The organism is Zhongshania sp., assembly GCF_041623545.1.
Classification (GTDB): Bacteria; Pseudomonadota; Gammaproteobacteria; order Pseudomonadales; family Spongiibacteraceae; genus Spongiibacter.
This window is the reverse complement of sequence record NZ_JBFJWS010000075.1, coordinates 1-11,863: the sequence shown is the minus strand read 5'-3', so window position 1 is coordinate 11,863 and position 11,863 is coordinate 1. Positions and strand designations below refer to the sequence as shown.

At 51.2% G+C, this 11,863-nt stretch carries 11 protein-coding genes; 10 read left to right on the top strand and 1 reads right to left on the bottom strand.

Annotated elements, in window-relative coordinates; genetic code table 11:
- A partial coding sequence (locus ABYT30_RS09210; RefSeq protein WP_373096150.1) for a TolC family outer membrane protein occupies positions 1-1,415 on the bottom strand: 1,415 nt, incomplete at its 3' end.
- Positions 1,416-1,535: 120 nt separating this feature from the next.
- On the opposite strand from ABYT30_RS09210, the gene ABYT30_RS09205 reads away from it, so the two are divergent.
- The 10 genes from ABYT30_RS09205 to ABYT30_RS09160 all read left to right on the top strand — a co-directional run.
- A complete protein-coding gene (locus tag ABYT30_RS09205) occupies positions 1,536-1,979 on the top strand; it encodes a DUF1249 domain-containing protein (protein WP_373096148.1) in 444 nt (147 codons plus the stop codon).
- A gap of 73 nt (positions 1,980-2,052) precedes the next feature.
- A complete protein-coding gene (cpdA, locus tag ABYT30_RS09200; protein ID WP_373080458.1) occupies positions 2,053-2,859 on the top strand; it encodes a 3',5'-cyclic-AMP phosphodiesterase in 807 nt (268 codons plus the stop codon).
- Positions 2,856-3,437: a YqiA/YcfP family alpha/beta fold hydrolase gene (locus ABYT30_RS09195; protein ID WP_373096146.1), complete on the top strand. Its 582-nt coding sequence runs from the start codon at positions 2,856-2,858 to the stop codon at positions 3,435-3,437. The genes cpdA and ABYT30_RS09195 overlap by 4 nt, the downstream gene beginning before the upstream one ends.
- 96 nt (positions 3,438-3,533) lie before the next feature.
- A complete protein-coding gene (parE, locus tag ABYT30_RS09190; protein ID WP_373080463.1) occupies positions 3,534-5,423 on the top strand; it encodes a DNA topoisomerase IV subunit B in 1,890 nt (629 codons plus the stop codon).
- Positions 5,424-5,560: 137 nt separating this feature from the next.
- On the top strand, positions 5,561-5,941 hold the full coding sequence (locus ABYT30_RS09185; protein WP_373096144.1) for a VOC family protein: 381 nt from the start codon (positions 5,561-5,563) through the stop codon (positions 5,939-5,941).
- A gap of 487 nt (positions 5,942-6,428) precedes the next feature.
- Complete coding sequence (locus ABYT30_RS09180; protein ID WP_373096142.1) at positions 6,429-8,267, top strand: di-heme-cytochrome C peroxidase; 1,839 nt, start codon at positions 6,429-6,431, stop codon at positions 8,265-8,267.
- A 285-nt stretch (positions 8,268-8,552) separates the two neighbouring features.
- Positions 8,553-9,191 carry an NAD(P)-dependent oxidoreductase gene (locus ABYT30_RS09175; protein WP_373096140.1) on the top strand — a complete coding sequence of 213 codons (639 nt, stop codon included), beginning with the start codon at positions 8,553-8,555 and terminating at the stop codon, positions 9,189-9,191.
- Positions 9,192-9,226: 35 nt separating this feature from the next.
- On the top strand, positions 9,227-9,823 hold the full coding sequence (locus tag ABYT30_RS09170; protein ID WP_373096137.1) for a pyridoxamine 5'-phosphate oxidase family protein: 597 nt from the start codon (positions 9,227-9,229) through the stop codon (positions 9,821-9,823).
- 317 nt (positions 9,824-10,140) lie between these two features.
- Positions 10,141-11,148 (top strand): hypothetical protein, encoded by a 1,008-nt coding sequence (locus ABYT30_RS09165; protein ID WP_373080477.1) that lies wholly within the window; start codon positions 10,141-10,143, stop codon positions 11,146-11,148.
- 26 nt (positions 11,149-11,174) lie between these two features.
- A partial coding sequence (locus ABYT30_RS09160; protein WP_373096135.1) for a choice-of-anchor X domain-containing protein occupies positions 11,175-11,863 on the top strand: 689 nt, incomplete at its 3' end.

Here is an 11,863-nt window from a genome sequence, read left to right as displayed (position 1 = left end):
GACTCAGACGCCTGCAGCCATTTATTGAAATAGATAATGTCGGCGGGGCTTAGGGTGCCGGCGTTCAACTTCAACTTCAGAACATTAACCACATAGTCATAGCGGGCATTGGTGTAGTCCCGCATTGCGGCGTAGAGCCGGCGCTGGGCGTCTAGAACATCCACAATATTGCGGGTGCCCACTTCATAGCCCGCCTCGGTTGCATCGAGTGCGCTGCGAGTAGAGATAATATTTTGATGGCGGGCATTCACCGTCTGCACATTGGTGTAGACCGCAATATGTTGTGCTCGCGTGCCGGTGATGACTTGGCGCTGGGTGGCTTGAGCATTGTAATTGGCCGCATTGTACTGCTCGTATGCTTGGCGGCGACCCGCGCTGATACCGCCGCCGGCAAACAGTGGCATGGTCAGCGTAATACGCAGGGCTTCTGATTCGGTGTAGGTATCTGGCGGCGTAGAAAAGGTACTGTTCGGTATAAAACGTGTGCTGCCATCGAGATCTTCCTTGCTGGCCGTAAAGCTGCCGGTAATCTTGGGAAGGTGGCCCATTTTCTTGGCTTGCGCAGACTGGTAGGCTGAGGCAGCGCCGGCGTTGGAGACTTTTAGCAACTTATTGTTGGCGAGGGCAAAGTCGACCCATTTGGCGCGATCCAGTGGTTCGGGCATGCTGATGGGGAAGTCGGACTTGAGCGACCACAAATTGCTGTGCTCTTGTCCGGTTAGGCTGCTGAGATTTGCTCTGGCGATGGCTAGATTGCCTTCAAAGCCAAGGCGCTGGGCAACGGTGCTGTCGTATACCGCGCGGGCTTCGTGAACGTCGGTAATGGCGATGAGGCCAACGTCAAAACGCTGTTGAGTCTGTTCGAATTGGCGTTTCGCCGCCCGCTCTTCGGCCTTAGAGGCATCTAAATTTTCACGGCCGCGTAACACATTAAAATAGGCTTCGGAAACGCGGATGATCAATTGTTGCTGTTCATACGCTAATTGCGCTTCGGCCTGCTCGGATATTTTTTTGCCGGCGCGGAAGGTAAACCACGCCGGTAGGTCAAATAGAGCTTGGTTCAGCGACACGGAATAGGATTCGGTTTCGCTAGTGCTGTTTGTTTTTTGATCAATAACGTCGGCGCTGCCGGAACCACCGAGGGTGCCCGTGGTTGAAGAAAAGTTCACGCTTTTGCTTTCGCGATCCGCTTCGGCGTCTTGATAATACGCTTGGGCGCTGATCTGTGGCAGCAGGGCGGCGCGGCCTAGCTTCTCGGTTTCAATATTGGCGCGATAGCTGGCTTCGGCGGCCTTTAACTGGGGATCGTTTTTCACCGCCAGTTCGTAAACATCGATCAGGGTGTCGGCGAAGACGGTTTGGCTGGCAAGTAGCGCCGCGATAGAAACATTGAGAAGATGACGTTTGGCAATCATAGAGTTAACCTGTTCTCCAGCGGGGAGGTTTGGATAGCCAAGGAGTGTACCAAACTACAGCTGTATGAGAATGAATATTAACTAAAGTTATGGATTAGACCGCTAATTATTGGGAGGCGCGTGAGTAGTCAACGTTATCAAATCGATCTCAATGGGCATCTTGCCGATTGCGAGATGAATTTTCGCCGCTTGCAGCAGCTATTGCCCGCTGATGCTGAGGCGGGCGATTGCCTGCGATTTGGGGTGGGGGCGAATACCGTAGAGCTGTTGATTAAAGAGCGCGCGCCCTACACCACCATGTTGGAGTTGCGCTTGCACAAACCCCTGTTTGCCGGTTTGCCGGCACCCTCTTTGCAGGTGCGGGTTTATCACGACGCCAGATTGGCCGAGGTTATGGGCGCAAGCGGTTTGCGCCCGCTAAAAGCCCGCTACACTTACCCCAACGCGGGCATGTTTCAGCGCGACGAAAAGGCCCAGCAAAATACCTATCTTGGTGAATGGCTGAGTCTGTGTTTGGAATTGGGGCATTCCCTTGAAAACCCGCTGAATCTTCTCGAAATATGATGGCTGTCGCGAAATTTGCTGGTGCTGGCAAGGGTCATACCGTATAAATCAAGCAATAGATAATGGGGTAACGGTGAAATTGCCTGTTCAGTCTAACAAGGCGCCGCTCTGTGTGGTGCAAATTAGTGATTGTCATCTGGGGGCAGATTCCGGTGACTGTCTGCTCGGCATGGATACCGATCATAGTCTTGAAGCGGTCCTCCAGTCCGTGGCGGCAGATTGCCCGGAAATTGATATTTTAGTCGCCTCCGGAGACTTGGCTGCTCATGGCGATGCCAGTGCCTATCAGCGTTTGGCTGCGCGTTTAAAGGGTATGGCCAAGCAAGTGGTGTGGTTGCCGGGTAATCACGACAGCAGTAGCCTCATGCAGAGTGTCGTTGGCGATCAGTGGATGCCGAGTCGTTTGATGCTTGATGGTTGGCAGCTCGTTTTTTTGAATTCCGCGGTGCCGGACCAGGTCGGCGGCTTTTTGGCAAATGATCAACTTGCTATCTTAGCTGAAGCCGGACAGTTTGATTGCCCCACACTGGTTTTTGTACACCATCATTTGCGGCCGGTAGCTTGTGCTTGGCTAGATGAACAGCAGATTGCCAATGCTGACGCGGTATTTGCTACTATTGCGAATAAGGACCAGTTTAAAGCCATCATTTGCGGTCACGTTCACCAGCAATCAGAGCAGGTGTTCCAAAATATTGGCTTGCTGACGACGCCGTCGACCTGCGTTCAATTCGCACCTAATAGCGATGATTTTGCTTTAGATGATCGCAATCCGGGCTACCGCCGGTTTTGGCTTGGGGATAAGGGCGAGTTTCAGACGAGAGTGTCGCGGGTAAAGGGTGTAATATTCGCCGTTGATAATTTGGCACGTGGTTACGAATGACGCCGGCGTTAATCTATATTCATGGTTTTCTCTCGTCCCCGCTTTCTACTAAAGCCCAACAGTTGGGAGAGTTTGTCGCTGCTAAGTATCCAAGCATTGAGTATATTGTGCCTGGCTTGGCCAATAATCCCGGTGAAGCTTGTCGCCAAGTTGATCAATTAGTGCAAGATTGTTTGCAGCGCGGTTTTAAGCCTTTAGGCTTGGTTGGCAGTTCACTGGGTGGCTTTTTGGCGACGGTGATGGCAGAGCGCTATGACTTGTCGGCGGTATTGATCAACCCAGCAGTTGCGCCACATAATCTTGCCGAACATTTTATCGGCACCCACCATAATCCGTACACGGCCGTGGATTTTAGCCTTACGCAAGCCGATATTGATGCGCTGCGCGACATGGCGGTGGTGCCGCAAGCTCGTCGTTACTGGCTTATGGTTCAAGAGGCGGATGAGGTTTTGGATTACCGTCAGGCCGTCAATTTATATCGCGGCAGTAAAATGACCGTGGAAGCCGAGGGCGATCACAGTTTTCAAGGCTTTGATCGTCATTTGGCCGCGGTAGTGAATTTTTTGCAGTTGGCCTAGGGCCACGCAAAGTTGATATATAAGTACCGTCACTGCGCTGGTGATGGCGTTTCTTACATAAATAGATAATGCGGCGCGGCCGCTAAATGGTTTCAGATGTCACAATATAATGCACAGTCTATTGAAGTTCTTACTGGTTTAGAGCCAGTCCGCAAGCGGCCGGGGATGTACACCGATACCACTCGGCCCAATCACCTTGCCCAAGAAGTCATCGACAATAGTGTCGATGAGGCACTGGCTGGTCACGCCAAAGAGATTACCGTTACCTTGTACGATGACGGCTCTCTAAGCTGTAGTGACGACGGTCGCGGTATGCCTGTGGATATCCATGAGGAGCAGGGCTTGCCGGGGGTGGAAGTGATTATGTGTACCCTCCATGCCGGGGGTAAGTTCTCGAATGATAATTACCAGTTTTCCGGCGGTTTGCACGGCGTCGGGGTGTCGGTTGTAAACGCCCTGTCTAGCTCGCTTGAAATTGTTATCAAGCGTGACGGCCAAGTGCACCAAATGTTCTTTGCCGACGGCGATAAAGCCTCTGAATTAGCGGTAATTGATAGCTGTGGTAAGCGCAATACCGGCACTTTTATTCGTTTTACGCCCAACCCCAAGTATTTTGACACGGCTAAATTCTCTGTGCGCCGCCTTAAACACGTGCTGCGCGCTAAAGCGGTGTTATGTCCGGGCTTGAAGGTTAACTTCATAGATGAAACCGGCACCGAGAGTGAGGAGTGGTATTACGAAGATGGCCTGCGGGATTATCTCTCTAGCCATACCCGGCAGTACGACACCTTACCTGCCGAACCTTTTATTGGTCACTTTAGTGGCCGCTCTGAGGCGGTGGATTGGGCTGTGCAGTGGTTGCCCGAGGGTGGCGAGCCATTGGCCGAGTCCTATGTGAACTTAATTCCCACGGCGCAGGGCGGTACTCACGTCAATGGTCTGCGCAGCGGCTTGCTCGATGCCATGCGCGAGTTTTGTGAGTTTCGCAGTTTGATTCCTCGCGGTGTGAAATTAGCGCCCGACGATATCTGGGAGAAATGCAGCTACGTTTTGTCTTCCAAGCTGGCCGACCCCCAGTTTTCTGGGCAGACCAAGGAGCGTTTGAGTTCACGTGAGGCGGCCGCCTTTGTTTCTGGGGTGGCGAAAGACGCCTTCAGCTTGTGGTTGAACCAGCACACCGAAGACGCGGAAAAGCTCGCTGAATTGTGTATTAATAATGCTCAGTCGCGGATGCGCAAAGCCAAAAAAGTGGTGCGGAAAAAAGTGTCAGCGGGGCCTGCGCTTCCCGGTAAATTGGCCGATTGCTCCGGTGGTGATATTGAACGCTCCGAGCTATTTCTGGTCGAGGGTGACTCGGCGGGTGGCTCGGCTAAACAGGCGCGAGATCGCCAGTTTCAAGCGATTTTGCCGTTGCGGGGCAAAATTCTGAATACCTGGGAGGTCGAGTCCCAACAGATATTGGCGTCGCAGGAAGTACACGATATTTCTGTGGCGATGGGCATTGACCCAGATTCTGATGACCTAAGCGGACTGCGCTACAATAAAATCTGCGTACTAGCCGATGCGGACTCCGATGGGCTGCATATTGCCACCTTGCTGTGCGCACTATTTTTACGGCACTTTAGGCCCTTGGTTGAGAAGGGCCATGTCTATATTGCGATGCCGCCGCTATATCGCATCGACCTTGGTAAAGAAGTGTATTACGCGCTGGATGATGCAGAGAAACAGGGCATTATGGATCGCCTTGATGCGGAAAATAAGCGCGGCAAAATTTCGGTTACCCGCTTTAAGGGCTTGGGTGAAATGAATCCCCTGCAATTGCGGGAGACCGTTATGGACCCAAATACCCGCCGCTTAGTGCGCTTATCGATCGATGAGGGTGACGAAACCGATGGCCTGATGGATATGCTGCTCTCGAAAAAGCGGGCGCCAGATCGTAAGAGCTGGCTTGAGGCCAGCGGCGATGAAGCGGAAGTTTTGTTGTGAGCGTATTGTCGCGCTTATTTAAATTAGCGAGCTGATAAGCCCCTTATGGGGCTTTATTTTTGTGAGAGCAATTTGTCGATTTTAGCAGATCGCATTTTTCATTTTATTTTTTTCAGTTCATACAAGGATTTTGCAATATGTTCAGTCACATCATGGTCGGTGCCAATGACATGCAGGCGTCCAAGGCATTTTACGATGCCATTTTAGGCGCAATGGGGTACGACGCCGGAGTTTTTGACGACCGTGGTCGTTGTTTCTATTTTACTGATAGCGGTATTTTCGCGATTACACCACCAATCGATGGCAAGCCAGCAAGCCACGGTAATGGCACTACCATTGGTTTTGCCGCCAAAGACCCAGCCCAAGCTGACGCATGGCATGCTGCGGGTGTGGCTAATGGTGGCGTGAGTTGCGAGGACGCGCCCGGTGTTCGCGAAAGCGGTTTAGGGAAGTTATACCTCGCTTATTTGCGTGATCCCTCAGGTAACAAAGTGTGCGCTTTACATCGCATGGTGTAGTTTATTGGCCGATTACGGCCTAGCTTTTTCTCCTCTTCGGCGGTTTTCTGAACCGCCTTATTTTTTCCCGCTTCTCGTCGCGAACACCTAATATTTCTGCCGCCGCTATATTCTAATTTAGTTGTATTAAAGTTTGCTAAGAAAATATTTTTAATGCGGTAGTAGTAAATGTTATGGCGAGAATAAAAAACATAAAATATTTTATTATTTTACTTGCAGGCTAATGGCTGGCGGGGCTATAAGATGTAAATGCCGAGGCATATTTTTGTCGCGATTTTTATCGAATCTATATTTGTATTGAATTGTATAGCGTCGATAATTTTAAAAATCTTGGTGAAACTTTCGGTGTATAAATAAAAATAATATTTACGTTTCGCAACAATAGTTTCGAGTCCAAGGTTCCCGATGGATCCGTGCTGTGACCTGTGATGCATAGGGATCAATGCTGAAGCCGCAAGAACGCGGCGCTATAACTAGGGACAGTAATATGAAATCACTGCTACGTTTAACCTTGAGCGTTTTAATAATAAGCTTGGTGGCCTGTTCTATTTTACAACGGGAGGGAAGGTATTTTAGTCACGCCAGCACCATTAGCAAAGTCGATGCGATCGGTTCAATTCCCATGCGGATCAGTCTTGAACAGAACTGGACAGATCAAACGAGGATGGATTTTTGGTTTACCAGCCAAGGCTCGCGAATCATTCCCTACTCATGGTTTATGTGGCTGGAACAAGCCGACAGCCGCGCTCTTTTTCGCGATGCTGGGCATATGGAGCAATTGCGATACTTACCCGTGGCCTCGTCCGCCGTTAACCCGGCCGGTCTGCCAATTGGCTTTGCCTTAGATACAGATACGCAAACCGGTGATGCCTGGCTGGGGCTAACTTGTGCGGCCTGCCACACCAATCAACTGGATTATCAAGGTACAAAAATACTTATTGAGGGCGCGCCGACCCTGGCTAATTTTGTTCTATTTTATCAGCGATTGGTTAATGCACTGACTGTGACGGGTAAAGACGACGCTAAGTTTGAACGCTTCGCGAAACGGGTTTTAGCCAGTGACTACTCTGCGGAATCAGCGGCGGAATTACGCAACAGCGTGCTGCAAATAAGCTTGGCGGTGGCGCAACGTCAGCTTGTTAATGCGCTCCCTGCTACATACCCCGCCGACTTTACTAGCTATGCCAGATTAGATGCTTTTGGCAATATTCAAAATGCTGCCAGTGCGTTTGCCTTGCACGACCTAACAAATCGCAACCCGCCAACGGCGCCAGTGTCATACCCGTTTTTATGGGGTACTCATCAATCCGATGTGGTGCAGTGGAATGCGTCGGCGCCTAATACCCCAATTGTCGGGCCGCTTGTCAGGAATATTGGCGAAGTGGTGGGCGTTTTTGGGGACTTAAGTATTACTGAAGCGCCTTGGTGGCAGCGCGTACTCGGTAAAAAGAATAGTTATTCTTCGACCGTAAAAATGTTAGGCCTCGGTCATCTGGAAGCTTGGGTTAAGGACCTGCGTTCTCCCCAGTGGCCACAGCAGTATCTACCAGGTATCGACGCAACGAAGGCGGCTCAGGGCAGTGTAATTTATCAGCAACAGTGCGCAAGTTGTCATCAGGAGATTACTCGGAGCGATGAGGGACAGGATTACATTGCGGTAAAAACGCCGCTTATCGAAGTAGGAACGGACCCCGCTATGGCGTGGAATGCCGCTCATCATAAAGCTAATACCTTGATTTTAGAGGGGACTAAGAAAGATATTATTGTCGGGGATAAATTTTCTGTCCAGGCCCCAGCTATTGAACTTGCGGTGAACGGTGTGGTTGGTCTTGTGCTTAAAAATCCGGGCGAAGCGCTCAAGGCAGGATTGATTCCGGAGGAGCATGGTAAGCGCTCACTATTGGCAGATGAGTTATCCTCCATTGAGGACTATCTGCAAGTAAACTTGGCCGCCCGTGAGAAGCTAACCGTCGCGACCAAGGCTGCGTCATTGCTTTCGGAGTCAGAACTCCATGGCTTAGTGTATAAAGCTCGCCCTCTCAATGGCATATGGGCGACTGCGCCCTATTTGCACAATGGCTCGGTGCCTAACTTATGGGAATTGCTGCAGCTACCTGAGGAACGAATTGCTGAGTTCTGGGTAGGCAGTCGCGAGTTTGATCCGGTTCGAGTTGGTTATCGTGTCGATCAGGGTTTGTCGAAATATAGAGTGCGCGATGATGGGGGCGAGGTTACGCCTGGCAATTCGAATCTTGGCCACCGCTACGGGACCGAACTAAGTGATCAACAGAAATGGAGTTTAATAGAGTATATGAAAACGCTTTGATCTGTAGCGCCCCCGCGGCGGTGAGGTTAATAGTTGGGTCACGTAAAGGCTGATTTCTTTATTCATTATTTGCGTGACCTGTCTTCAACGACTAACAAGCCATACTAGCAGCAAAAGAGGAAATACGGCCCCGCATCTGGAATTATCATCGCGTATTGCCCCACCTAGAGCTAATCCACATATTGGCAATGTCGAAAAGTTAGGCGCCAAAGTATTTGCAATGTACTTGCGTATCGTGGCTATCTTACTAATCTATTTGCTGCCTTAGATTGGAACTGGGTAATTATGAAAATTAGTCTTTTTGGTGGCACTGGCGCGCTGGGCAGTGAGTGTTTGCGGCAAGCTGTGGCGGCTGGGCATGATGTCACGGTGTTGGTGCGCTCAGCAAATAAACTACCTGCAGACCTGTGCCGTCGTATCCGAGTTGTTGAAGGCGATGCCCTAAACGCTGAGGATGTTTGGCGAGTGATTGATAAGGATACCGAAGCAATTTTGTTTGCGATCGGCGTCGATAAGCGTTCGCCACCGGATCTCTGTACCGATGTCACGCGGATTATTCTCGAAGCGTTACGCGGCGATTGCGCTGCACGGTTTATATGGTGCGGCGGCGGCAGTACCTTTGTTGAGCAAGATGTGATCGGTTTGGGCGCGCGGTTTGTGCGTAAATTTGCCGAAACCTTTATGAGTCTGCGCCATGCAGATAAAGAGCACCAATATCTTTTGCTCAAGTCATATCCTGATATCCCACATCTTGGTGTGCGGCCGCTGCAAATGGTTAAGGGGCCAATGCGAGCGCAATACCGACTTGGCTTTGACCGCTTCAATGGCTTTTCGCGTATTAGCTTCGCCGATTGCGCCCACGCGATGTTGGCAATGTTAGACGATGATACCTGGCTGCACCAAGCTCCAATCGTGCAATATTAAATACCCGCCAAGCAGCGGTGATACTGGAGTAATTGATGATGGATCCACTCGCGGATTTCACGGCAGACTGGCAATTGGCGCAAACCCAGAAATTGATGAATGCGCGCTATTGTTCCCTGGCGACAGTGGGGCTTGATGGTAGGCCGGTAATGCGGACGGTAGTATTGCGCGGTGTCAGTGATGGCGCCTTGGTGCTGTTTGTGAGTGCCAGTAGCCCGAAGTGGCAGCAGCTTAAAAATAATGGGAATTTTGAAATTTTGGTGTTTTGGCCGGAGTTGCTGCGCCAATACCGTTTGGGTGGTCATCAACTTCGCGAATTATCGGCTGTTGAGATGCAGGGTCATTGGCAGCGCAAGCCCTATGACGCAAAAATCCTTGATCTCTACTATGTAAAACACCAAGCACAAAGTACCGCAGTAGACAGTAGAGAGGCCTTTCTCGCTGAGATCGCGAAGCTCAAAGCCGACTACCCCAGCGATCAAGATATTCCTCTGGTAGATAATGCCTTGGGTTTGCAGCTGTCAGTTAATTTTATTGAGCGCTGGCAGCTTGGTGAGGGTGGCGAAATGCATCAACGTACCTTGTGGACCCAGACCGAGCGCGGCTGGAAGCGGCAATTTTTGGTGCCGTAAACCGTTGCTTCGCGGTAATGGCCTTGGGCTTGGCTTTCGCATGCTTGGGGGCGTTGCCGTGGTTGTTACTACGTGAAGTGTGAACTCCGTCGTATTTGTAAATAATAAGTAAATCAAGATCTTGCCGGATGCTCCCAGTATCACTGGCGATCACTACTGCATAAATCTAATAAATTGTGACAATTCATTCAGCCTATTGGCCGATCTCTAGATCATCTCTTTAACTGTAGCGACTCGTTTTAATTGGTCACGGCATACGTGGACCAGTGGCGGGTAAACCCGAAATAAAGCAATGCATAATAAATGGGAGTTTTGCTATGAGATATTTATCCGCACTGCGTGCGGCCTTGGGCTTGTGTCTGTTCTTCGCTGTGAGTGACGTTCTCGCCGCGCCGTGTTTGATCTTTGTACACGGCAAGCAAACGGACACCAATACCTATACCAGCTGGAACTCAGCGCGTAATTACTGGGTAAATGGCAGTAACGATTTTATTCGTACCGCCACCAAAAATTACTCGGCGTCCTACTATGTGGTGGGTTACAACGGTACCAAACCTTATTGGGATGCTCTAGCGGCCGGCGAGGTAGCCAATGAAATTGTTGCGGCAACCAATGGGGTGGCTGACGGCGGTGGTAATCGCTGTGCGCAAACCTATGCCCAAGGTGGCTCATTTTGGATTATTGCCCACAGCATGGGCGGTACGGTAACGGATTATATCTTGGGAAATAATGACGCCTCTGACCCAAACTACAATTACAACGGACCTTATGACACTGTGGCAACACGGGTTGGCATGGCTATTACGCTAGGTGGCGCCCACCGCGGTTCGGAAGGTGCAGACGCAGTGTGCGGGGGGTCAAGCTGGGGCTGCAACTGGGCTGCTGGCTGGATTCAAAGCTGTGACGATGCAACATGGTGGCTGCGCAGCAGCGACGATGTGCAAGTCCGGACTTACGCCAGTGCGCCAGCGAAAAACATATACTTAACAGGCGGTTATGAAGCTATTTTCGGCGCTAGCGCCTGCTTGAGCGGTGAAGACGATGGGGTTGTCCAATACGCCTCTATTTTTGCTTGTAATGGCAGCGCGAGCGCGAGTTACAACAATAGCAATGTCTGCGGGAATAGCGCCAAACAGGAAGTTTCCGGCTTCCGGAACTTGGACGCGGCCCATGAAAATCACAGTGACGAACGCGACGCCAGCGACTCGGATGTACGTCGGCAAATACCCAATGGCATTTGGACATGTAGCGGCGCGCCGTGCGCACCCAATACCCAAGTCCAGAGCTCAATGACCAGTGCTAGTTTTATTAGCATTTTGTATTAATTTGCCGAATTTAAGGGAGTATCGCAATGAAAAGTAAACACATTAAGCCCCTATTGGCGGCATCGCTATTCAGTTTGGCGCCGATGGTGACAATCGCGGCGGTAACGCCAGATCTCGCGGCGCAGGCGGCGGCGGAATATCGCACCATGGCTCGCTACCCTGAGTGGTCGCAGCCAGTGTCCGGCGCCCTAGCCGACCCCTTGCTAGCCGGGCGTGAAGCCACAGTACAAACCCAGGCGGGGCCTGCGGGTGCCGGCCCCGCGCTGTCAGTGTGGGCCTCGGATATTCGTTATAGTACTGGCGATACGGCGTATTTTTACGCGTCGCTAGCTGAGCGCAAGGCAAGCCCGATTAATTTATTGGCGCCAGCGCCGACGAGTGCTACTGGTCCTTGGGCTGTGACTGGGGAGCTGGTTGATAATAATGGTCAGCAGTTGGCCATGCTGAGTTACCGCGATGATGGCAAAGCTGGCGATGAACAAGCGGGCGACGGGGTGTATACCGCAAGCTATATTTTGCCCGCGGCTCACCAGCCCGACTTGGGTAGCGCCAAGAATATCGCCATAAAAGTGACTGCGGTAAATGCGGATCAAGATCAGCGCGTGGCGCTGGGCGGTTTCCTCTATAGCCAACCGGGCGCACAGTTAACCGGTGAGTATCGCGATCGTCTGAGTGACGGTAGCTTGGTGATCGCCGCAAAGGTCGATGTCGCAGT

What these genes read in the sequence shown, in the direction of transcription:
- ABYT30_RS09180 (WP_373096142.1), top strand. Translation starts at nt 6,429, where the DNA reads ATGAAATCACTGCTACGTTTAACCTTGAGCGTTTTAATAATAAGCTTG.
- ABYT30_RS09170 (WP_373096137.1), top strand. Translation starts at nt 9,227, where the DNA reads ATGATGGATCCACTCGCGGATTTCACGGCAGACTGGCAATTGGCGCAA.
- ABYT30_RS09185 (WP_373096144.1), top strand. Translation starts at nt 5,561, where the DNA reads ATGTTCAGTCACATCATGGTCGGTGCCAATGACATGCAGGCGTCCAAG.
- ABYT30_RS09195 (WP_373096146.1), top strand. Translation starts at nt 2,856, where the DNA reads ATGACGCCGGCGTTAATCTATATTCATGGTTTTCTCTCGTCCCCGCTT.
- ABYT30_RS09175 (WP_373096140.1), top strand. Translation starts at nt 8,553, where the DNA reads ATGAAAATTAGTCTTTTTGGTGGCACTGGCGCGCTGGGCAGTGAGTGT.
- ABYT30_RS09165 (WP_373080477.1), top strand. Translation starts at nt 10,141, where the DNA reads ATGAGATATTTATCCGCACTGCGTGCGGCCTTGGGCTTGTGTCTGTTC.
- parE (WP_373080463.1), top strand. Translation starts at nt 3,534, where the DNA reads ATGTCACAATATAATGCACAGTCTATTGAAGTTCTTACTGGTTTAGAG.